This window comes from Sporosarcina sp. FSL K6-3457 (genome assembly GCF_038007285.1).
Taxonomy (GTDB): Bacteria; Bacillota; Bacilli; order Bacillales_A; family Planococcaceae; genus Sporosarcina.
In genome coordinates, this window is record NZ_JBBOWX010000002.1 from 121,150 (window position 1) to 143,754 (window position 22,605).

At 46.4% G+C, this 22,605-nt stretch carries 15 protein-coding genes; 11 read left to right on the forward strand and 4 right to left on the reverse strand.

Annotated elements, in window-relative coordinates:
- The first annotated feature begins 3 nt into the window (after nucleotides 1-3).
- From N1I80_RS22605 to N1I80_RS22630, 6 genes are all read left to right on the forward strand, one after another.
- Nucleotides 4-1,293, forward strand: a complete 1,290-nt coding sequence (locus tag N1I80_RS22605; RefSeq protein ID WP_340740327.1) for a murein hydrolase activator EnvC family protein — start codon at nucleotides 4-6, stop codon at nucleotides 1,291-1,293.
- 132 nt (nucleotides 1,294-1,425) lie between these two features.
- Nucleotides 1,426-2,046, forward strand: a complete 621-nt coding sequence (locus N1I80_RS22610) for a hypothetical protein (protein ID WP_340740232.1) — start codon at nucleotides 1,426-1,428, stop codon at nucleotides 2,044-2,046.
- Complete coding sequence (locus tag N1I80_RS22615; RefSeq protein WP_340740233.1) at nucleotides 2,039-2,620, forward strand: peroxiredoxin family protein; 582 nt, start codon at nucleotides 2,039-2,041, stop codon at nucleotides 2,618-2,620. Before N1I80_RS22610 ends, N1I80_RS22615 begins: the two co-directional genes overlap by 8 nt.
- Before the next feature lie 72 nt (nucleotides 2,621-2,692).
- Nucleotides 2,693-4,132 carry a S41 family peptidase gene (locus N1I80_RS22620; protein WP_340740234.1) on the forward strand — a complete coding sequence of 480 codons (1,440 nt, stop codon included), beginning with the start codon at nucleotides 2,693-2,695 and terminating at the stop codon, nucleotides 4,130-4,132.
- 1,019 nt (nucleotides 4,133-5,151) lie between these two features.
- A complete protein-coding gene (locus N1I80_RS22625; protein WP_340740235.1) occupies nucleotides 5,152-6,321 on the forward strand; it encodes a PDZ domain-containing protein in 1,170 nt (389 codons plus the stop codon).
- 27 nt (nucleotides 6,322-6,348) lie between these two features.
- On the forward strand, nucleotides 6,349-6,600 hold the full coding sequence (locus N1I80_RS22630) for a CsbA family protein (RefSeq protein ID WP_340740328.1): 252 nt from the start codon (nucleotides 6,349-6,351) through the stop codon (nucleotides 6,598-6,600).
- A 259-nt stretch (nucleotides 6,601-6,859) separates the two neighbouring features.
- Here the strand turns inward: N1I80_RS22630 and N1I80_RS22635 are convergent, their stop codons facing one another.
- Nucleotides 6,860-7,168, reverse strand: coding sequence for an AzlD domain-containing protein (locus N1I80_RS22635; RefSeq protein ID WP_340740236.1), 309 nt, complete (start codon nucleotides 7,166-7,168; stop codon nucleotides 6,860-6,862).
- Nucleotides 7,168-7,884, reverse strand: a complete 717-nt coding sequence (locus N1I80_RS22640; protein ID WP_340740237.1) for an AzlC family ABC transporter permease — start codon at nucleotides 7,882-7,884, stop codon at nucleotides 7,168-7,170. Before N1I80_RS22640 ends, N1I80_RS22635 begins: the two co-directional genes overlap by 1 nt.
- Nucleotides 7,885-7,997: 113 nt before the next feature.
- Here N1I80_RS22640 and N1I80_RS22645 point away from each other — a divergent pair, with 113 nt between their 5' ends.
- A complete protein-coding gene (locus N1I80_RS22645) occupies nucleotides 7,998-8,621 on the forward strand; it encodes a TVP38/TMEM64 family protein (protein ID WP_340740238.1) in 624 nt (207 codons plus the stop codon).
- A gap of 628 nt (nucleotides 8,622-9,249) precedes the next feature.
- Here the strand turns inward: N1I80_RS22645 and N1I80_RS22650 are convergent.
- Complete coding sequence (locus N1I80_RS22650; protein WP_340740239.1) at nucleotides 9,250-9,732, reverse strand: DUF1641 domain-containing protein; 483 nt, start codon at nucleotides 9,730-9,732, stop codon at nucleotides 9,250-9,252.
- 6 nt (nucleotides 9,733-9,738) lie between these two features.
- A complete protein-coding gene (gene fdhF / locus N1I80_RS22655) occupies nucleotides 9,739-12,675 on the reverse strand; it encodes a formate dehydrogenase subunit alpha (RefSeq protein WP_340740240.1) in 2,937 nt (978 codons plus the stop codon).
- Between the two features lie 232 nt (nucleotides 12,676-12,907).
- On the opposite strand from fdhF, the gene fdhD reads away from it, so the two are divergent.
- The 4 genes from fdhD to addA all read left to right on the forward strand — a co-directional run bounded on the left by fdhD (nucleotide 12,908) and on the right by addA (nucleotide 22,605).
- Nucleotides 12,908-13,705 (forward strand): formate dehydrogenase accessory sulfurtransferase FdhD, encoded by a 798-nt coding sequence (gene fdhD, locus N1I80_RS22660; RefSeq protein WP_340740241.1) that lies wholly within the window; start codon nucleotides 12,908-12,910, stop codon nucleotides 13,703-13,705.
- Nucleotides 13,706-14,039: 334 nt separating this feature from the next.
- A complete protein-coding gene (locus N1I80_RS22665; protein ID WP_340740242.1) occupies nucleotides 14,040-15,329 on the forward strand; it encodes a hypothetical protein in 1,290 nt (429 codons plus the stop codon).
- A 111-nt stretch (nucleotides 15,330-15,440) separates the two neighbouring features.
- The gene (gene addB, locus N1I80_RS22670; protein ID WP_340740243.1) at nucleotides 15,441-18,938 is read left to right on the forward strand and encodes a helicase-exonuclease AddAB subunit AddB; all 3,498 of its coding nucleotides are present in this window, start codon (nucleotides 15,441-15,443) and stop codon (nucleotides 18,936-18,938) included.
- Entirely contained in the window at nucleotides 18,916-22,605 is a 3,690-nt protein-coding gene (gene addA / locus N1I80_RS22675) for a helicase-exonuclease AddAB subunit AddA (protein ID WP_340740244.1), read from the forward strand. The genes addB and addA overlap by 23 nt, the downstream gene beginning before the upstream one ends.

Sequence of the window (22,605 nt, forward strand, 5' to 3'; positions counted from 1 at the left end):
TTGATGAGATCTAAGTGGTTGCTGTTAAGTACAATCGCCATTCTTTTCCTAACTACGGTTTTAAGTGGAGCGGGAGTTTTAGCAAGCCCGTTAAGTGATTTGAAACAAGAAAAAAAAGAAGCAGAGCAGAAGAAAAATGAATTGAATCAAAATATCAAACAAAAAACAGCTGAAATCCAAACGAATGAATCTACAATAGACAAGATTTTCAGGCAAATTAAAGAGTTGAACGACTCGATTAATCATACGAATACAGAGATTAATCGGGTCATCGATCAAATCAATCAGACAACGGTAGAAATTGATGAGTTGCAAATATCTATTGCTGAGCTTGAAAAGAAAATTGCAGAGCGAGATGAAGTGCTACGGGAACGAGTTCGTGCGATGCAAGTCAGGGGAGGAAAAGTCAGTTACTTAGATGTGCTTCTAGGTGCTAATAGTTTTGCTGATTTCATTGACCGATTTTCTGCTGTAAATACACTGATGGATGCGGATCGTAAAATTATGAAGCAGCAGGCTGAGGACGTTGAGCAGCTTGAGAATGAAAAGGCGCTCGTCGAAAACAAGTTAGCTAAGCAAGAAGTAAGTAAGCAGGAGCTCGAGGGCTTGAAGGCTTCTTTATTGGTGAAGAAGCAGGACAAGAATAAGCTGATTGACCAGTTGGAAGAAGAGCAGGCGAAGTTGAAGGATGAGAAGGATCATCTTGAAACAGAGCTTGATGAAGTAGTTGAGGTAGAAGAAGCACTTCAGCGCCAAATTGCAGCAGAGCAAAAAAGGATTGCTGAAATTGCACGACGAGCAGCAGAAAAGAAAGCTGCTGAAGAGCGTGCGAGGCAGCAAGCAGCTAAAAATAATACAAGTCAAAGCATTCCATCTGTGTCAAGTGGCAATTGGACGAAGCCTGCAAATGGTCGCTACACGTCGTCATTTGGATGGCGTACATTAGGTGGTATAAGCCGTCAACACCGTGGATCGGATATCGCCAATTCGATTGGAACGCCGATTGTATCGGCAGCTGATGGTGTTGTTTCCTATGCGGGCCCATTGAGCACATATGGTAATGTTGTGATGGTGACGCATTCAATCGAAGGTCAGACATTTACAACGGTCTATGCGCATCTGTCTACAATTGCTGTTAGCGTTGGTACAGAGGTGGATAAAGGTCAGTATATCGCAGCGATGGGGAATACGGGTCGTTCGACAGGACCTCACTTGCATTTCGAAATCCACGTCGGCAACTGGTCCGCTAGTGGTCCAAGTGCTGTCAATCCGTTACGTTATGTTTCATTTTAACTATTTGATAAATAGGAAGGTCCGTCTACAGATGACGGGCCTTTTTATTGCTTAACGAGGGCAAAAAAGTCGCCTTCGCGCGTCATATCCGCTAGCATATAAGGTATACATAGTAGAAGGGGTACACTATAAATGCTTGTGACAAATTATTTTACAGTTGTAAATTTATCTATTCCGTCATCTTGGATTGCTTTCATTGTGGCATTCGTTGTCGCATATAGTGCAGTCCGGGTTTGGTATGGAAAAAAGCATGCAGAAACCTTATCAGATACATTTTTTTATGTGGTCATCGTCTGGAAGTTAAGTGTTGTCCTTACTGATTTTAGTTCGATTATCCGTTCACCGCTGTCGTTGGTTTATTTCGATGGAGGGGTTGTTGGGTTTTACCTTGGACTTGTGTTTATAGCAGGTAAGGTTGCATTGGATAGGAAAAAGGGGCGGCTTGCTGCAGAGGGAGTTCAAGCTCTTGTGGCAGGTGCAGTTGCTGTGCAGACCGTGTATCAGGTGATGATGGTTTTGTTGAATGATGGCCAGTTGCTTGTGCAAATCGTGACTGTCGTCGCATTTGTGTTGTTTGCATTATTTTATTGGATAAAAAGTGATGGGTCTCTGCCATTTGTTTGGTTGTTCATGGCGGTTCATGTCTTTGTGGCAGTATGGCAGCCGGCTGGGCTTGTTGGGACGCCATTCATGACAACTTTATTAATAGGTTGTTTTTTCATAGCGTTAGATTGGAGGAACAGACGTGAATAAGAAAATGATTGGTTATATGATTACTGTCCTGCTTATCGGTTCGATGGTTGTGATGATGGTGAAGTCGAATTTGGAGAAAACGGAGCCGTTGGATGAGTATTTGATTGGACCAGATTTTAGTGCGCTGGATGAGAAGCCTGGATTAGAAAAAGGGGCTACACCGCCAGACTTTGAATTATCGACGCTTGACGGTGATGTGGTAAAGCTGTCGGATTTGAAGGGCAAGAAAGTGGTGCTGAATTTCTGGGCATCGTGGTGTGGCCCTTGTAAGGCAGAAATGCCGCATATGCAGAAGTATTATAAGAAAAATAGTAAGAAGGAAAATGTTGAAATACTTGCGGTGAATTTGATGAGTACTGAGAAGATGGGGATTGGCGGTGTCGAGAAATTCATAGAGGCATATGGGCTGACCTTCCCGATTCCAATGGACAATGAGGGCATTGTGATGGATCAGTATCAGGTCATGACCATTCCGACGACGTATATGATTGAAACAGACGGAACCATCGCCCATAAGATTGTTGGACCGATGGATGAGAAGAAATTGAAAGAGCTTGTGAATAATTTGGAGTGAAGAAAGCCGGTTTTCTGTGTCGTAATGTTGCTTTGCTGTTCATATAGTGGACGGAGGAGGGGACATTGCATTATGCAGAGAAGCCGGTTTTTGCTATTTGTAATTTTAGCTGTTATGGCGACAGGTGTTTTTTTAATACTGGATGGCTGTGGGGCGAATGAAGAGCGAGGGACGGGTACGGCGAGTACGTTCCCGGTAATTGATGAGGCGCTAGGTGTTATTAGGGACAAAGGGGTTTATCCGGTTGATCAAGAATTGCTGATTGAAGGGGCCTTGCGCGGAATGGCGGATGTCATTGGCGATCCGTATTCAACGTATTTGTCGCAGGATGAGGCGGCGGCACATCGCGAATCGCTTGCGGGTGAGCGCATTGGCATTGGTGCTGAGGTGACGAGGTCAAATGGGAAATTCATCATCGTTGCACCAGTGAAAGGTTCTCCTTCTGAAAAAGCTGGATTGCAGCCTTATGACGAAATTGTTCGTATTGATGGTGAGCGCTTGGAAGGCGATTCGTTGCAGGACGTTGTGCAACGTATTCGAGGCAAGCAAGGGACAACGGTGACGATGACGATTTACAGGCCCGATTTGAATAAACATCTGGAAGTGGCGGTTATGCGTGATGCGATTCCAGTCAAGACGGTATCGACTGAAATAATGGAAGTGCGGGGCGTGAAGATTGGTTACATATCACTGACGAAATTTGCCGAAGAAAGTGCAAAAGAGTGGGAGAGGGCGACGAATAAGCTTATTAAAGAAGGTGCAGAGGCGCTCATTATTGATGTGCGCGGCAATCCAGGAGGCTATTTGCATACGGTTGGAGACATTGCCGGCAGTTTATTGCCAGAGGATACGGTCTTCGCCTTTATGCAGGATGCCAAAGGGGCATTGACGCCACTTGTGACGGAGAAGTCAGATAAATATGCTTATGATGAAAAGCTGATGAACATGCCGATTGTGTTGCTGCAGGATAAGGGAAGTGCTTCGGCGAGTGAAGTGTTGAGCGGTGCGTTGCAAGCTTTAAAAAGAGGCTATATTACTGGGACGACGAGTTTTGGTAAAGGGACAGTCCAAGATATTACGGAGTTGTCGAATGGCGGGGAGATGAAGCTATCGACCCATAAATGGCTCACGCCAAAGGAGCAGTGGATTCATGGTAAAGGTGTGAAGGCGGATCTTGAAGTTACACAAAATGAGTTGTTTGTTGAGCATATCAGGCTTGTGACGGAAGTGTATAAAGATGGCGATTTCCACGATGATATTGCCTATGGCCAGCGCTTGCTAGCGGGTCTTGGGTATAGTGTAGGCCGGCAAGACGGCTATTTTGACGAATCGACGGCGCAGGCTGTCCATGCATTTCGAGTCGATGCGAAAGTGAAAGCAGACGAAAGTATGGATCGGGTGTTTTTCACGGCGTTGAAAGGGAAAGTGGAAGCATTCCGGAATGAGCGTCAACATGATGATCAGCTACAAATGGCGCTTGGATATATCCATTATAAGATGAATGAGAAATGAAAATGGTGCTCCTAGCGATATGCTGGGAGTTTTTTTGAGGGGATTATCCTGACAGTTTGCTGTTTTACCCTGACAGTTTCGCTGTTTATCCTTACAGTTTCCGGATATCCCCTGAGAGTTTGGTTTTACCCCGACAGTTTGCTGTTTTACCCTTACAGTTTCGCTGTTTATCCTTACAGTTTCCGGATATCCCCTGAGAGTTTGGTTTTACCCCGACAGTTTGCCGTTTTGCCCTGACAGTTTCCGGATATCCCCTGAGAGTTTGGTTTTACCCCGACAGTTTGCTGTTTTACCCTTACAGTTTCGCTGTTTATCCTTACAGTTTCCGGATTTCCCTGAGAGTTTGGTTTTACACCGACAGTTTGCTGTTTATCCTTACAGTTTCCGGATATACCCTGAGAGTTTGGTTTTACACCGACAGTTTGCTGTTTTACCCTTACAGTTTCGCTGTTTATCCTGACAGTTTCCGGATATACCCTGAGAGTTTGGTTTTACCCCGACAGTTTGCTGTTTTACCCTTACAGTTTCGCTGTTTATCCTTACAGTTTCCGGATATACCCTGAGAGTTTGGTTTTACACCGACAGTTTGCTGTTTTACCCTTACAGTTTCGCTGTTTATCCTGACAGTTTCCGGATATCCCCTGAGAGTTTGGTTTTACCCCGACAGTTTGCTGTTTTACCCTTACAGTTTTGCTGTTTATCCTTACAGTTTCCGGATATCCCCTGAGAGTTTGGTTTTACCCCGACAGTTTGCTGTTTTGCTCTGACAGTTTCGCTGTTTATCCTGACAGTTTCCGGATATACCCTGAGAGTTTGGTTTTACCCCGACAGTTTGCTGTTTTACCCTTACAGTTTCGCTGTTTATCCTTACAGTTTCCGGATTTATCCCTGACAGCTTGACTTTACCCTTATGCTTTTCCATTTATCCGAATAGTTTCAGAGATTTTTTTACATTGACTCTCATTATTTTGATACAATGAAAAGAAATAAGGTTATGGGAGATTGGATGGTGATGGTTCGTGTCCGAGAACATACTGTTTGATGTGTTACAGGCAGTTGCACTATTTTTCTTAAATCCTTTATTCATAGTGGTGCTTATCATTGCTGTTGCTTTAGGGTATTTTCGTGTGAAACGTGAGCGACGGAGTTTCAAGGTTCGCTTGTTACCTGGGTTGACGGAGTTGAAGCAGCTTCTTTCGGAGTCGTGGTTGTATGCGCTTGTGCTGTCTATAGTGATTTCCGGGGCTGGGTTGTTGGTTGATCCGGGGTGGCTTGTTCTGTTTACGATGGCAGCGCTTGTCGGGCTTGTTTCTTTTTATTATAAAATAGCTTCGCCCATCTATTTTGTAGCTGTCGCTTTTTTTGCACTTTATGTTATGGGGGAATACGCGAGTGCGTTTACATTCCGGGGTTGGAGTCCGGGACAAGTGGACTTGCTTGGGGAATTGGCTATCACGATTCCAGTGATTGCAGGGTTATTGCTCGTTGCAGAGGGGCTGCTTATTGGCCGCTATGCTACGAAGTATGCGTCACCCTTTCTATTGGAGACGAAGCGTGGGCTGCGAGCTGCAGTGTTTAAGGTGAAACGACTTTGGCTATTGCCGATTGTATTTGTTATTCCAGGGGATATGATTTCAGCTTATGTCCCTTATTGGCCACAGTTTACACTTGGCGGAAATGCGTTCAGTTTTATTCCAATCCCAGTGATTATCGGATTTTCGCAAGTGGCACGTTCGATGTATCCAGATGTTTTATTCCCCAAAATAGGTCGTGCGGTTGGATGGACAGGTATTGCTGTTATTTGTCTAGGTCTTGCGGCAATGTGGCAACCTATTTTAGGGTGGGCTGCGTTGGTGATAGGCGTGGGCTGCCGGGCGATTATTTCGATTGTCGCTTCGCTTCGTGAACGGAAAGGTGGATTTATCGCTGCACCTCATCCAGAGGGAGTGATGATTGCGGGGATTTTACCGAATTCGCCAGGAGAGAAAATGGGCCTGATTGCCGGAGAATGTATTCGTACTGTCAATGGAATTCAAGTTAACAATGAGAAAGAGCTGTACGATGCTATTCAGATCAATGCTGCACATTGCCGTATGCAGGTGATTGACCGTAATGGGGAAGTGCGGCTGATGCAGCAAGTGATTTACAGGCATGATCATCATCGATTGGGTCTTCTCGTCGTGCGGTAAACCAGAGCTCTGGAAGGAATGTTTGCCATGGAGTCATTTGAAACAAAATTGATGTTAGCTCTTTTACTACCAGGGCTTCTTGTTATATTTTTTACACGGGTAACCTTTCACCATATCGTCGGCCTCATTTTGACGGTTGCTCTAATCGCTGCATCGGTCTATGCGGGCTATACGCATAATTGGCTGCTTTACGTGGCGGACGCGCTGTCACTAACGGTGGGCTTCTGGTATGCGACACGTATGGTCACTAAAGCCCGGCAACACGCTAAGGATGAATAAAATACGAACCGCTCCTTCATTTCGAGGGAGCGGTTTTTTGTTGCTTGGGAAACTATAAAATCTCGTACTGTGGATAAGTTGAAATAATGTGATGTCTCGTCTAGGCTCCAGCGCCTAGGGACTCGGGTCGTTTCGGTCTTGCTAGTAAAGGCAAAGGGCACCTTTACTTTCAAGCCCTCCAGCAGGGAAGGATTGAACTTCATCCTTCCTACTTGTCGGGGCTGAACAGGTGCTTGCGCTTTTGTTCAGTAATGAAATATCACATAAACAAGCTATACACAGCAAGCACACCAATTGTGCCGAGAACGACGGACATAACGCCGCCTCCCAAAATCGCAATCAAAAACGCAACCCCAGCACCAATGATGCCAAATAAAATATTGCCTTCCTGCACGAACAATACTGCCGGGAAAATAAGTGCGCCGAGGACGGCATAGGGAATATTTCGCAAAACACCTGATACGATAGGTGGCAATTCTTTACCATCCAAAAATGTCAACGGAATCATGCGTGGTATGTACGTCACGAGTGCCATGCCAAAGAGCATCCACCAATAAGTTGGTCCCATTATGCATCCTCCTTTTGGCTATACATAGTTACTTTACCACGTCTTGCATAAACAACTTCGATTAAAATAGAAGAGACCAATGTTGCGATTAAAATAGACCAGCCTGTTGAGACGCCTAGGAAGTACAACAAGCAATGGGTAACCGCCGCTACGCCTGCCAGCATGACTACTTTTCGGTTGCCTTTCATAGAAGGGACGAGCAGTCCGATGAACATGGCATAGAGTGCGATAGACATCGCAGCTTGTAAAAAAAGCGGTAGATTGGCGCCGATGACATGCCCAATGGCGGTGAAAATAACCCAGCTTCCATAGGCAATGAGCGCCACACCAAATGCAAAGGCGGTTGGAATTTTGCCTTTTTTACTTGTCGCGAGTACGGAAAATGATTCGTCCGTAATGCCAAAAGCATAGATAGCTTTGACCGACTTCTTGGCAGGCTGCATCTTTTCGTTAAGCGAAGCCGTCATAAGAAAGTGTCGAATGTTGACGACAAATGTATTCATGATGATTAATAGCGGATCGACACCATATGTAATCAAACTTAACGACATATATTGCGCTGCGCCAGCATAGACGAAAATACTCATCGCCGTTGCTTCGACGATGGACAAACCCGCTGTTTTCGCAAGGAGTCCAAATGTGAGCGCAACGGGGAAGTAGCCGATGGCGATACTTGTGCCGGCTTTCAATCCGGCTGAAAACTGGTTATTCTCCATATTGTCACATCTTTCTATAGGTTTCCTGTGATTATACTATAATTCCGTGTTTTAATGGGTATAGATAGAAGAGAATTCCGAGTAATAGGTAGTTTTTTGTGGAGGTGTTTGGGATGAATGAATGGCTAGATGTCGATAAAATTGTTGGATTGGCACAACATTATAAAGCACTAGGACCGTTCATTGGACTGTTATTGCCATTCATCGAGTCTTTTTTGCCGTTCCTGCCGTTGTTCGTATTTGTTTTCGCAAATGCTAGCGCATATGGACTTTGGTATGGTTTTATTTTGTCATGGGCAGGAACCGTTGTCGGTTCATATGCCGTATTTTTGCTTATTCGGAAATATGGTCGCAATCGATTACTAGGATTTTTGACGAAAAAAGTACGCGTTCAGAAATTAATTAAATGGGTCGATCGTAATGGCTTTGGTCCATTGTTCCTTCTCATTTGTTTTCCATTTACGCCATCTGCCCTTGTCAATCTGGTTGCAGCTCTGTCCAATATGAAGAAAACGTATTATTTAATAACGTTGATGGCTGGAAAACTGGTGATGATTTTCACGATTAGTTATATCGGCTATGATTTAAAGGCACTGCTGACACAGCCGATTCGTACGATTATTGTCATCCTCATCATTATTTTGCTATGGCTTGTTGGCAAAGCTTTTGAAAATCGATTGAATGCCAGAGTGGAAGCCGATTTTCGTGCAGTAGCGAATCATGTGGATGAAAAATGATAGGTGTTTTTCTTACTGGCTATTCTTCGTTATTTTCCGTGAGTTGGGGAATGATTGAGGGTAGTCTTTTGTTTAGGTGAGTGGCTGGTAGTTGAGTTTGTAAATAAGGTAGTTCAGTTCGCCAAAGTGGTAGCCGAGTTCTCCATATCCGTAGTTCAGTTTCTCCGGGGTGTTCGAGTTTGCAAAGTAGGTGTTCCAGTTTCTCGAATGGGTAGTCGAGTTCCGCAAATAGGTATTCCAGTTTCCCTGGGGTGTTCGAGTTTGCAAAATAGGTGTTCCAGTTTCTCGAATGGGTAGTCGAGTTCCGCAAATAGGTATCCCAGTTTCCCTGGGGTGTTCGAGTTTGCAAAGTAGGTGTTCTAATTCCTCGAATGGGTAGTCGAGTTCCGCAAATAGGTATCCCAGTTTCCCCGGGGTGTTCGAGTTTGCAAAGTAGGTGTTCCAGTTTCTCGAATAGGTAGTCGAGTTCCGCAAATAGGTATCCCAGTTTCCCCGGGGTGTTCGAGTTTACTAATAGGTGTTTCAGTTCATCGGTCAGGTAGCCGAGTTCTGTCAATTCGTATCCCAGTTCCCTCAAATAAAAAAATCGAAGCAACTTAGATTGGTCGCTTCGATAATTACTGCAAGATTATTCCTTGCCAAGTTCTTTCCCCATCCCTTTCAAGAAATCGAGTCCGAATTTGGCAGCGCGGTTAATGTCGGGGTCATTTAAGGCCATCATGAATTGGTAAACACCGACTTTCTCTCCGTTTTCTCTATAGAGCTCTGCTTCATCAAGCCCCTTTTTGATACCTATAGCCAGTTTTTCCGTTACAGCAGGATCGATGGATGACAGGACGCCGGTTGCTTTTAACACATGGTTAATAAGATTGGTAACCGGTTCTCGCGAAGCTTGGTCGACAGCAATTTGTGCTAGATTTTCCTTTGCTTTGATCATCGCCTGCAGTGCATCGAAGATTCCAGCATCATCTAGCTCGCCAGTGATTTCGAATATTTTATTGAGCGCCTGATCTTGTTCGGCAATTAAGGATTGGAGCTCTGCTAATTTCTGCTGTTTGATTTCTTCTGGTGATAACTCATTCTTTTTAATAGAAGTAATCGGTATCGCCATCGATTATCACCTTTCCTTCCTGTGATCAGTTAAGTGAACATAGCCTGGACGTGCCCATTTCCGTTTCACTTCGACACCATTTTGTGGATGTCGTTCTTTGTTACGTGGATTGGATGCAGGCAGTGGATTTTTTCCGTCTTTTCGAAGGACTTCCATCCGTACCATCGTTTGTTTAAAAGCAGGTGTATTCGTGCGTTGATCGACGGCAGGTCCAGTTAGAAAATTAATGGCAGATTCTTTTTCTACTGAGTTCATTGGTAAAAATAATTCATTGTCCTTTACACGGTCCGTTACGAGTGCTGGCAGTTTCAATGCACCGTACGGGGAGATGAGTCGGACGAGTGAGCCGCTTAATACGCCACGTTCTTTGGCGAGTTCAGGTGACACTTCAACGAAAATTCCAGGCACTTTTTCTTGAATGCCCTCTGATTTATTCGTCAGATTGCCTTCATGGAAATGCTCTAGCAAACGCCCATTATTAATGTGAAGGTCATATTCTATCGGGAATTCAACAGGTTCTACCCAGTCAGACAGTGCAAAGCGTGCTTTTTTATCTGGGAAATTAAAGCCATCCTTATAGAGTAGCGGTGTGCTGGAGCCATCCAAATTGCCCCATAAGAAGCTATCCCAGCCCTCCATTACACTATAATCCGCTTGACTGAACAGGGGCGATAGACTAGCCATTTCTGCGAAAATATCACCCGGATGACTGAAGTTCCAGTTTTGACCGAGACGATTGGCCACTTCTTGCACAATCCACCAGTCTGCCTTGGCATCGCCGAGTTCGGGAAGTGCTTGGTACAAGCGCTGCACCCGTCTTTCGGTATTGGTAAATGTACCGTCTTTTTCAAGCGATGGCACTGCCGGCAAAATGACATCGGCATATTGTGCGGTCCTTGAAAAGAAAACGTCCTGGACAACAAGGAAGTCGAGCTTCGCTAGCACATCGTGTACATAGTTGGCGTTGGAATCGACAAGTGCCATATCTTCACCGATAATGTACATCGCCTTCATGATGCCGTCATCGATGGAGTGGAGCATTTGAATATTATCGAGCCCAGGTTTATCGTCGATTGTTACGCCATATGCCTGCTCAAATTTCTGACGCGCCGCATCATCTGTAACATGCTGATAGCCCGGCAGCCAGCCTGGTAAAGTCCCCATATCACAAGCACCTTGCACATTATTATGTCCACGAAGTGGGTAGGCACCGGCTCCAGGACGACGATAATTACCTGTTGCCAGCAACAAATTGGAAATAGCAGCGGAAGTATCCGAGCCGCCTGTATTTTGCGTGACACCCATGCCCCATAAAATACAAGTGCCATCCGCGTCACGAATCAATTCAGCTGTTTTAATTAGCATTTCTTTGGACACGTTACAGATTTTTTCGGCATAGTCGAGTGTATATGTTGAAAGAACTTCTTTGAAGTCTTCCAGGTAATGTACATTTTCATTAATAAACGATTGGTCATGCCAACCCTGATCGATAATATATTTTGTGACCGCCATCAGCCACACTTGGTCAGTTCCTTGCTTAGGACTGATAAAGATATCAGAGCGTTCAGCCATCTCGTTTTTCCGTAAATCAGCAACAACCAACTTTTGTCCATGCAGCTTATGTGCACGTTTCACACGAGTGGCGAGAACGGGATGTCCTTCAGCTGGATTAGCCCCAATAATAATGACAAGGCCTGCTTTGGCAATATCTTTAATGGTTCCGGCATCTCCACCCATACCGACTGTGCGAAATAAACCGTCTGTCGCGGGAGATTGGCAGTAGCGTGAACAGTTATCAACGTTATTTGTTTCAAACACTTGGCGTGCGAGCTTTTGGATGACATAGTTTTCCTCATTGGTAATTTTGGATGAGGAAATAATGCCGACAGCCTCTTTACCATGCTCTTTTTTAATCGTGCCAAGTTTGAGAGCGACAAGGTCAAGTGCTTCTTGCCACGTAGCTTCGACAAAAGCATCTCCTTTGCGAATAAGTGGTGTGGTCAACCGTTTGTCACTGTTGACGAAATCCCAACCAAATTTCCCTTTGATACAAGTTGAAATGGCATTGACGGGCGCATCGGAAACAGGTTGGATTTTTAAGATTTTCCGATCCTTTGTCCATACTTCGAATGAACAGCCAACCCCGCAAAATGTGCAAACTGTTTTCGTTTTCTTTGTCCGCGTATCACGCATCGCTGATTCCGCGTCTGAAATCGCCATAATACCGCTGTATCCTGGCTCTACATTTTTGACAAGGTCAATCATCGGCGTCAGGATATCCTCTTTCAGTCCAGTCATGAATCCAGCTTCACCGAGCATAGATTTTTCCATCAACGCATTACATGGACATGCGGTGACACATTGACCACAGCCGACACAGGATGAATCGTTAATTTTTGCGCCGCCATCCCATAACACAATCGGCCGATCTCGTTCCCAGTCGATGGATAAGGTTTCATTGACCTGTAAGCTTTGACATACTTCTACGCATTGACCACAAGCGATACAGTGGTTTGGATCGTAGCGATAAAATGGATGCGTAAAATCGACTTCATTTGTAGAACATTTCGGCTCGAACGGGTACTTCTGATGCTCAATTTCCATCAAATCGACCGTATTATGTATTTTGCAATTGCCATTGTTGTTGTCACATACGGTACAATACAGCAGGTGATTTTCAAGAATCCGATCCATTGCTTCCGTCTGCGCTTCCTTGGCACGTGCAGAAGAAAGCTGTACATCCATTCCGGTAACAGCTTTTGTAGAACAAGCCCGCATAAGCTGTCCATTGACTTCAACAATACAGGTATCACACGTCTCAATCGGGTCAACTTCTGGTAGGTAACAAATTTGTGGGTGGGAAAATTGATAGTGGTTGATGAGCTCAATTAGCGTTTGACCTTCTTTAAAGTTGAATTTCGTATCATTGATTTTGATAAACATAGGGGCACCTCCTTTGATTAATTGGTGTCTAGACTTCGGGCGCCAGCCGCTCGAGTCTTCCAGCGCTTTTTGTTTAAAAAACCACTATGAAAAAAATACACCGACTTAATGCGTGCACTTTCATAGTGGGGCGTTTGCGAACAGTGTAGGATTATCTCTACTTTCAAGTATAATAGATAGCAAATGAATCTACAATATATTTTTAGATTATTGAAAAAAGGAGGGGAGGCGGATGGAGTTGGATAAAAGGCGGATAGTTGTTCAATATACGCAGGGGCAGCGTGTGGAACAGGAAGTTCATGTTGTGACGGAGCATCCTGTGACAATCTATATTAATGGACAGGAATTTGCCACCATCGTCTGCTCGCCGGAGTACATAGAGGATATGGCGGTTGGTTTTTTGGCATCGGAAGGCGTTATTCCGAGGTATCAAGACATTACAAGTATTCACGTGCAGCAAGAAGCTGGCATTGTTCATATTGAGACAGAGAAAATGTACCCCTTCTACGAAAAGCTAGTGAGCAAGCGGTATATCACGTCATGTTGTGGAATGAGCCGCCAGGGATTTGTCTTTGCGAATGATGCATTGACAGCCAAAAGAATGACGGAAACACATGTGACTTTGACACCTGAAGATTGTTTTTTCTTGATGAATCAAATGGAGGAGTCAGCGGAGATGTTTCATAAGACGGGCGGTGTTCATAATGCAGCACTTTGTAATTCGGAAGGTATTGTACTGGCAAGGATGGATATTGGCAGACACAATGCTTTGGATAAAATCTACGGGCATTGTTTGAAGCATCAGATTTCTGTTCGAGATAAAGTGATTGTGTTCAGTGGCCGAATTTCATCAGAGATTTTATTGAAGGTGGCGAAAATCGGCTGTGAAATTGTGCTTTCTAAGTCGGCGCCTACTGAGTTAGCGCTGACATTAGCAGAAGAACTCGGCATTACGACCGTTGGGTTTATTCGCGGGCAGTCCTTTAACTTATATACGCATCCTGAGCGAATTATTTTTGATGGATTATGATTGCATATATTATCCGCTAAATTGCATATACTAAGAGTAACAGGACATTTCAGGAGTTCCTGTGAGCAGTATACTGGTGATGATTAGGCACCGTAAAAACGTGATAGTCCTACCAGACTTCGGGTGCTGGATGTTGGCGAGCAACATAAAAACTTGATACACTTTCCGGACTTCGGGTGCCGGACGTTGGCCAGTAACATAAAAACCTAATCATTGTGTGGAAGAAGAGAGCAGGGAGTCATCCTTTGCTCTTTTTTTGGATAAAATTAGTGCCTCCGCGCGCAACGAAGGCATGCTCCCGCGCAACCAGTGTGTCCCCGCGCGCAACGAAGGTATGTCCCCGCGCAACCAGTGTGCCTCCGCGCGCAACGAAGGCATGCTCCCGCGCAACGAGTGTGTCTCCGCGCGCAACGAAGGCATGCTCCCGCGCAACGAGTGTGTCTCCGCGCGCAACGAAGGCATGTCCCCGCGCAACCAGTGTGCCTCCGCGCGCAACGAAGGCATGCTCCCGCGCAACGAGTGTGTTCCCGCGCGCAACGAAGGCATGCTCCCGCGCAACAAGTGTGTCCCCGCGCGCAACGAAGGCATGCTCCGGCGCAACCAGTGTGTCTCCGCGCGCAACGAAGGCATGCTTCCGCGCAACGAGTGTGTCTCCGCGCGCAATGAAGCGATGCACCCGCGCAACCAGTGTGCCTCCGCGCGCAACGAAGGCATGCTCCCGCACAAGCAGTGTGTCTCCGCGCGTAACGAAGGCATGCTCCCGCGCAACCAGTGTGTTCCCGCGCGCAACGAAGGTATGCTCCCGCGCAACCAGTGTGTCTCCGCGCGCAACGAAGCGATGCACCCGCGCAACGAGTGTGTCCCCGCGCGCAACGAAGGCATGCTCCCGCGCAACCAGTGTGTCTCCGCGCGCAACGAAGCGATGCTCCCGCGACAAGCAGTGTGCGCGCGTAACGAAGGCATGCTCCCGCGCAACCAGTGTGTTCCCGCGCGCAACGAAGGTATGCTCCCGCGCAACCAGTGTGTCTCCGCGCGCAACGAAGCGATGCACCCGCGCAACGAGTGTGTCCCCGCGCGCAACGAAGGCATGCTCCCGCGCAACCAGTGTGTCTCCGCGCGCAACGAAGCGATGCTCCCGCGCAACGAGTGTGTCTCCGCGCGCAACGAAGGTATGCTCCCGCGCAACGAGTGTGTCCCCGCGCGCAACGAAGCGATGCTCCCGTGCAACGAGTGTGTCCCCGCGCGCAACGAAGGCATGCTCCCGCGCAACGAGTGTGTCCCCGCGCGCAACGAAGGCATGCTCCCGCGCAACCAGTGTGTCTCCGCGTGCAACGAAGGCATGCTTCCGCGCAACGAGTGTGTCTCCGCGCGCAATGAAGCGATGCACCCGCGCAACGAGTGTGTCCCCGCGTGCAACGAAGGCATGCTCCCGCGCAACCAGTGTGTCTCCGCGCGCAACGAAGGCATGCTCCCGCGCAACCAGTGTGTCTCCGCGCGCAACGAAGCGATGCTCCCGTGCAACGAGTGTGTCCCCGCGCGCAACAAAGCGATGCACCCGCGCAACAAGTGCATTCCCCCGCGCAACGAAGCCATCCACTCGCGAAACGACTGCCACGCTATATAAACAACAAGATAAAATTCCATCTCCAAATCAGTACCTCCCACTCTAAACTTTCTGTACAATAGAAAGAAAGACTGTATACATACAACATCTCAGAAAAAAGGAGGGACTAGCATGTCATTACGTTTTATAACCGGGCGATCAGGCTCAGGAAAAACGACGTTCATTCAGCAGGAAATCGCCAAAGAACTTGACGACAATCCAGTGGGGGCACCAATTGTGGTCATCGTACCGGATCAGATGTCGTTTGCGATGGAGCATAGTTTAGCCGTCAATTATGGCTTGCAAGGAATTATTCGTGCGCAAGTGTTGACGTTTAAACGATTGGCTTGGCGCGTACTACAGGAAACAGGTGGTATTACGCGTAAGGAAGTGGATGGCTTTGGTTATCGGATGCTTGTACGCAGTGTGTTGGAAGACAATCGGGACGAGTTTAAGCTGTTCCGTCAGGCGGCGAGTAAACGAGGATTTACGGAAATGATTGGCGATTTATTGAAGGAGTTTAGCCGTTATTGTCTGGATCACGAAACGATGAGTAATCTCTACGACGAGCTTGAGGCCGCCAGTGCACCGCGGACATTGCTCGACAAAGCGAGTGATTTGTCGCTGTTGCTGACGAAAATTGAAGAAAAGCTGGGGACGACTTTTGTCGATAGTGAAGGGCATCTGGCCCTTTTAGCCGCACAAATTAACCATTCGGAGCTGTTACAAGGGGCGGACATCTACCTGGATGGTTTCGAAAACTTTACGACAAGGGAATACGAAATTGTCACAGAGCTGATGAAGCATGCCAAGCGCGTAACGGTTGTGTTGCCGATGGAAGGCGCGCATGCTGGTTTTGCAGATCACGAACTATTTTTCAATCCGGTCAAGACATCACTGAAATTGCGGGAACTAGCACGCGTTGAATCGGTTGATGTGGATGAAGATGTTTATCTAGCAAAAGCGCAACGTTTTCAGAATAGTGACCTTCAGCACTTCGAAGCGGAATTTGATCATTATCCAGCGCAAGTCAAACAGTCGGAAGGCCATATAGTCCTCATTGAAGCGGCGAATCGACGTGCAGAAGTACGCGCAGTGGCGCGCCAGATTCGCACATTGATGTTGGCAGGGAAACGCTATAAGGATATTGCCATTTTATATCGACAGCCTGAAAAATATGATGAATTGATTGAAACGATTTTTCCGCAGTATGACATTCCGGTATTTATCAGTCAGAAAAAGCCGATGTTGCATCATCCGCTTATTGAGTTTTCACGATCTATATTAGAAGCGGTGACGTCGGGCTGGTCGTATGAGTCGGTATTTCGTGCGGTGAAGACGGATCTCTTTTTCCCACACCGAGAAAATAAGTTGCTGTGGCGCGATCGGGCGGATCGTCTTGAAAATTACGTCTTGGCGCATGGTATTTACGGTCAGCGTTGGTTTGATGATAGCCGTTGGCGCGTGAAAAAGTATCGTGGATTGGAATTGTATAGCGATGTCCAAACCGATGAAGAGCGTGCGATGGAGAAGGAATTGCATGTTGTTCGTGATGAAATACGGGAACCGCTTGCTACGTTTGAAAAACGACTAAAAGGTTCGATAAGTGGTCGAGATGTAGCGGAAGCCCTTTTTATATTAATGGAAAAGCTGCATGTCTATGATAAAATCATCGATTTGCGTGCTGAGGAAGAGCGGGCAGGGCGTCTGTTGCGTGCAACGGAGCATGAACAGGCGTGGAATGGCTGGATCAATGTGCTAGATCAGTTTGTGCTGATGTTTGGCGACAAGGATATGAATCCAAAGGAAGCTGCGCGTATTTTAGATGAAGGCTTCGATTCGCTTGAATTTGCGCGTATTCCGCCGTCGCTCGATCAAGTGACGGTGTCGAATGTCGAAGTGTCCAATTTAATGAATATCGATGCGGTGTTCGTTATCGGCGTCAGTGATGGCGTCATGCCGCAACGTGTCGATAATGAAGGATTATTGTCCGACGCAGATCGCGAGTGGTTTACGGACATTGGTTTTGAGCTGGCACCAACTTCGAAAATGAAGCTGATGGACGAAACGTATATGGCTTACCGGGCGTTTACTGCGCCGCGCGAAAAACTCTTTGTATCCTATCCGGTTGCAGATGAAGAAGGAAAAGCTCTTATACCATCATTATACAGCGCAAGAATCCAACAGCTGCTCCCTGGTACTGAAACGAGATTTGCGGTAACAGATCCGTCTGAATTGCCGGCAGATGCCGATCCATTTGATTATATTAGTCATCCACGCGCGGCATTACCTTATGCTTCGATGAAATTAAAAGAAGCACAAAGCACGGGAAGTGTCGAGCGCGAATGGCGTGCAGTCATGGCTTATTATGAGGAAGATCCGTATTGGTCTTCTGTGTTTAGTCATATTATTCGTCCGATGAATACTAAAAACGAAACGGATCGCCTACATCCTGAGTTGACGACCGGCTTATACGGGGAATCATTTGTGTCCAGTGTGTCACGTATTGAGTCCTATTATAGTTGTCCATTCCAACATTACGCGTCGTTTGGACTCGGCTTGCGAGAACGGACGGAGTTTACATTGGAGGCGCCGGCTATTGGGGATTTATTCCACGCGGCGTTGAAATGGGTATCAGATGAAACGATGCGTTTGGGGAAATCGTGGGCGGAGCTGACGCGCGAAGAGTGCTGGCAGCTGGCGAGGGCGGCAGTTGACGATATTTCACCGTATTTTTTCAATCGAATATTATTGTCAACGAGTCGTTATGTTTATATAAAACGCAAGCTGATGCATATTATTCAGCGCACAATTTATTCGCTAAGCACGCAGGCCAAAGCAACGGTGTTTAGGCCGGTTGCCATCGAAGCAGCTTTTGGACCAGGCGAAGAGTTGCCGGCGCTTGAAATTCCGTTACGCCGCGGTGATTCAATGAAATTACGGGGGCGCATTGACCGAGTGGATGCCTCAGAAATTGGCGGCAAAAACTATGTGCGTGTTGTCGATTATAAATCATCGGCACGCAGCCTTGATTTGACGGAAGTATATTATGGCTTGTCACTGCAAATGATGACGTACCTTGATGTTGCGCTTGAAAACGCCGACGAATGGCTCGGTTTTCACGCGGATCCTGCCGGGGTCTTATACATGCATATCCACAACCCAATGATTCGTTCCGGTTCGGAATTAACACCGGCGTTACTTGAAGCTGAAATTGCAAAATCGTATAAGATGAGAGGCTATTTGTTGGATAATCAGGACGTTGTCATTGGCATGGATGCGGATATTGGCAGGTCTTCTGCCATTGTACCTGCTTCCATTAAAACGGATGGCACCTTTGCGAAAACGTCGAAGGTATTAACTTCCGATGATTTACAAATGATGCGCTCCTATGTGCGAACGCGCCACCAGAAGGCAGGAAACGCTATGCTTGCGGGGGACACGCGTGTTTACCCGTACAAATTGCGGGATAAGATGCCTTGTCAATTTTGCTCTTATCGTTCTGTTTGTCAATTCGATCCGACAGATCCGACACAACAACACCGAGCGTATGCCGAAATGGATACCGAATCGTCTCTTGAAGAAATGCGTAAGGAGGTTACAGGAGATGCACATACCCGTGAAACCTGAGGGGCTGACCTTTACGGATGCCCAGTGGAAGGCCATTTGGGCGACAGGGAAGGATATCCTTGTGTCCGCAGCAGCTGGTTCGGGTAAGACAAAGGTCTTAATCACCCGAATGATTGAAAAAGTATTGGATGAAAAAAATCCGATTGACGTCGATGAACTGCTAGTTGTGACGTTTACAAACGCATCTGCTGCAGAAATGCGGCATAGGATGGCGGAGGCTTTAGAAGAAGCAATCGCGGAAAAACCGGGGTCCGTTCATTTGCGTAGGCAGCTGAATTTATTAAATAAAGCACAGATTTCTACTTTGCACTCGTTCTGTTTAAATGTCGTCCGGCAGTATGCTTATTTACTTGATATCGATCCTGGATTCCGCATTGCCGATAGTACGGAAGCGGCATTATTGCGTGACGATACAATTGGGGATGTATTAGAGGATGCTTATAGTGCGGAAAATCCTGATGCCATGTACCGTTTGGCAGATAGTTTTACATCAGATCGCAATGATCAGTCGATTGAAACGCTTATTGATCGACTGTACGACTATTCGCGTGTCCATCCATCACCGGAGCAATGGTTGCGCCTTATTCCGCAGCAATATGCGATTGAAGAAACGACTACGATTGACGATTTATCCTTTATGGAGCCGCTCAAAATGGCTATCCGCCATTCACTGGAAGAAGCGGCAGCACTGACGAACGATATGCACCAAATTGCGATGATGCCGGATGGACCAGAACCACTTGCCGCTACGGCAGAAGCCGATCTACTATGGATAAATGAAGCGATGCGACGCATGTCAGCAGGTACATGGCAGGAAACATATGAATTTTTCGGTTCGTTAAAATGGGTCAAAGCAGGTACGATCCGCAAAGATTCATGTGATGAAGAGCTGGCCAAGCGAGCGAAAGCACTGCGAGATGCGGTGAAAAAGATTATTAATACAGTGAAAGAATCCTATTTCACAAGAACACCAGCCCGTTTGCTCGATGAAATTCGTTTGATGGCACCGACGATGCATACGCTCATTGAACTAGTTGTGGACTTCGGTCAACGTTACGAGCAGTTAAAAATTGACCGTGGCATTGTCGATTTCTCTGACTTGGAGCATTACGCACTGCGTATTTTATCGCAGCAACAGGATGGTCAGCTAGTCGCATCTGATATCGCTGAGGATTACCGCAAGCGTTTTGAGGAAGTACTCGTCGATGAGTATCAGGATGTGAATTTATTACAGGAAACAATTATTCAGCTGATTAAGCGTGGCGGAGAGCAGGATGGCAATTTGTTCATGGTGGGCGATGTGAAGCAGTCGATTTACCGTTTTCGTCTGGCGGAACCGATGTTGTTTCTTGGGAAATATAACCGGTTTACAGAGGGGGATGGCAATCAAGGCCTGAAAATCGACTTGAATGCCAATTTTCGCAGTCGTAAAGAAGTGCTGGATGCAACGAATTTTGTCTTTGCACAAGTGATGGGCGCGCGAGTTGGAGAAATCGATTATGATGACGCAGCGGCGTTGAAATATGGAGCGCAGTACCCTGACAAGGCTGTGACAGCTGGCTTGACACTACTGTATGATGAAGAGGAGGAAGAGTCAGAGGAAGCCGGACAAAGCTTGAAAAGTTCACAAGCAGAAGCACGCTTCATGATTAAGAGAATTCAAGATTTGATGGCGTCAGGTGCTGAAGTGTCCGATGCGTTTAGTGGTAAAAAACGTCCGATGGAATATCGGGATATCGTTATTTTGATGCGGTCGATGACATGGTCAGGTGAAATCGTAGAGGAGTTTAAATTGGCAGGCATTCCGATTTACGCGGAATTGTCGCGTGGTTATTTCGATGCGCTTGAAGTGATGATTATGTTGAACACCTTGCGTGTCATCGATAATCCGTATCAGGATATTCCGCTGGCGTCAGTATTGCGTTCGCCGTTTATTGGCATGACGGAAAATGAATTGGCGCAAATCCGACTGGCTGGGAAAAATGAGCCATTTTTTGAAGCGTTGAAGCGTTTTGTGCGAACAGGCGGAGCGGGTGTAGCGAGTGGCACGCAGGAAAAATTACAGCGCTTTTTCATGCAGTTTGAAGAGTGGCGTAACTTGGCACGACGTGGTTCTTTGTCCGAATTAATTTGGCAGGTCTATGCCGATACGCATTATTATGAAATGGTCGGTGCGATGTCGAATGGCAAACAGCGTCAGGCCAATTTACGTGCGCTGCATGATCGGGCCATCGATTATGAAAAGACGTCGTTCCGTGGATTATTCCGATTCCTGCGTTTTGTGGATCGGATGACGAAACGGGGAGATGACTTAGGTGCTGCTCGTTCGATGAGTGATAAGGAAGATGTTGTACGGATTATGACGATTCATTCATCGAAAGGATTGGAGTTTCCTTATGTGTTCATTGCAGGGGCGGGAAGGAAATTTAATAAGATGGATTTCAATGAGCCGTATTTATTTGACCAGCATTTTGGTCTTGCGGTGAAAGCCATTGACCCGGATAATCGGATTACGTATACGTCGTTGCCGTTTCTCGCGATGAAAGAACAGAAAGAACTCGAAATGCGTTCGGAAGAGATGCGTGTGCTCTATGTCGCGATGACGCGGGCCAAGGAGCATCTGGAAATCATTGCGTCGGTTAAGGATATTGAGAAATCGATTGGTAAATGGCAGGATGCGCAGTTAATAGACCCTGAGTTGAAGCTGCCGGAGTATACTAGGTCACGCGCCAATGGTTATTTGGATTGGATTGGCCCGGCTGTTGCGAGGCATCAGGCGTTTGCAAAATTTGGTGGGATTCCGGGTGGACAGTTAATGGATGATCCTTCTGTCTGGCAGATTGATGCGTTTCCGAGTTCTTCATTGCTGACGGAAATTGAGGAAACGACTGTAGAGAGCGATGGAACGTTAGATGTGCTAGCTTTTGAAGAGGTCGATGCTAATTTATTAGCAGAAGTGAAACGCCGTTTTGATACGAAGTATCTTTTCGAGGCTTCTGTATTGAAAAAATCTAAGCAAACGGTGAGTGAATTGAAACGCTTGGCGATTCTTGAGCAGCAGGCGGATGAACTAGCTGTCGTGCCAACAAGCGATGAGGTGAGTACAGCCTACTTGCATGAGCGTCCAGCATTTATGCAGTCGCGTGCATTGTCTGCTGCGGAAATCGGAACGGCTATGCATACCATTATGCAGCATGTTGATATCAAAAAAGAATGTACTGCTGCAAATATTGCGCAACTGATTATGAAATTGGTGGAGCGACAGTTGCTGACGGCTGAAGAGGCGAAGGTGGTAGACGCCCAATCCGTTGCACATTTTTTCCAACTACCGATTGCGGTAAGATTGCAAAATGCTAAGCAAGTGTCACGTGAATTGCCATTTACCTATGCGCAAAGTGATGCAGAGGGTGATTATCAAATTTTGCAAGGAATCGCCGACTGTTTATTCGAAGAACAGGATGGTTGGGTGTTGTTGGATTATAAAACCGATAAAGTTGTTGGTCGCTATAGCTCTGATGAGGGCGTGGATGTTGAAATGCAGCAGCGTTACGGTATTCAATTGAATTTGTACAAAAAGGCAATTGAAGCGATTTTAAAAATAGAGATAAAAGAAATGGTCCTTTATTTATTTGATGGACAAAGGACTGTCACAATTCGGGAGGAATGA

What these genes read in the sequence shown, in the direction of transcription:
- N1I80_RS22605 (WP_340740327.1), top strand. Translation starts at nt 4, where the DNA reads ATGAGATCTAAGTGGTTGCTGTTAAGTACAATCGCCATTCTTTTCCTA.
- N1I80_RS22610 (WP_340740232.1), top strand. Translation starts at nt 1,426, where the DNA reads ATGCTTGTGACAAATTATTTTACAGTTGTAAATTTATCTATTCCGTCA.
- N1I80_RS22620 (WP_340740234.1), top strand. Translation starts at nt 2,693, where the DNA reads ATGCAGAGAAGCCGGTTTTTGCTATTTGTAATTTTAGCTGTTATGGCG.
- N1I80_RS22630 (WP_340740328.1), top strand. Translation starts at nt 6,349, where the DNA reads ATGGAGTCATTTGAAACAAAATTGATGTTAGCTCTTTTACTACCAGGG.
- N1I80_RS22635 (WP_340740236.1), bottom strand. Translation starts at nt 7,168, where the DNA reads ATGGGACCAACTTATTGGTGGATGCTCTTTGGCATGGCACTCGTGACG.
- N1I80_RS22640 (WP_340740237.1), bottom strand. Translation starts at nt 7,884, where the DNA reads ATGGAGAATAACCAGTTTTCAGCCGGATTGAAAGCCGGCACAAGTATC.
- N1I80_RS22645 (WP_340740238.1), top strand. Translation starts at nt 7,998, where the DNA reads ATGAATGAATGGCTAGATGTCGATAAAATTGTTGGATTGGCACAACAT.
- N1I80_RS22650 (WP_340740239.1), bottom strand. Translation starts at nt 9,732, where the DNA reads ATGGCGATACCGATTACTTCTATTAAAAAGAATGAGTTATCACCAGAA.
- fdhF (WP_340740240.1), bottom strand. Translation starts at nt 12,675, where the DNA reads ATGTTTATCAAAATCAATGATACGAAATTCAACTTTAAAGAAGGTCAA.
- fdhD (WP_340740241.1), top strand. Translation starts at nt 12,908, where the DNA reads ATGGAGTTGGATAAAAGGCGGATAGTTGTTCAATATACGCAGGGGCAG.
- N1I80_RS22665 (WP_340740242.1), top strand. Translation starts at nt 14,040, where the DNA reads ATGTCCCCGCGCAACCAGTGTGCCTCCGCGCGCAACGAAGGCATGCTC.
- addB (WP_340740243.1), top strand. Translation starts at nt 15,441, where the DNA reads ATGTCATTACGTTTTATAACCGGGCGATCAGGCTCAGGAAAAACGACG.
- addA (WP_340740244.1), top strand. Translation starts at nt 18,916, where the DNA reads ATGCACATACCCGTGAAACCTGAGGGGCTGACCTTTACGGATGCCCAG.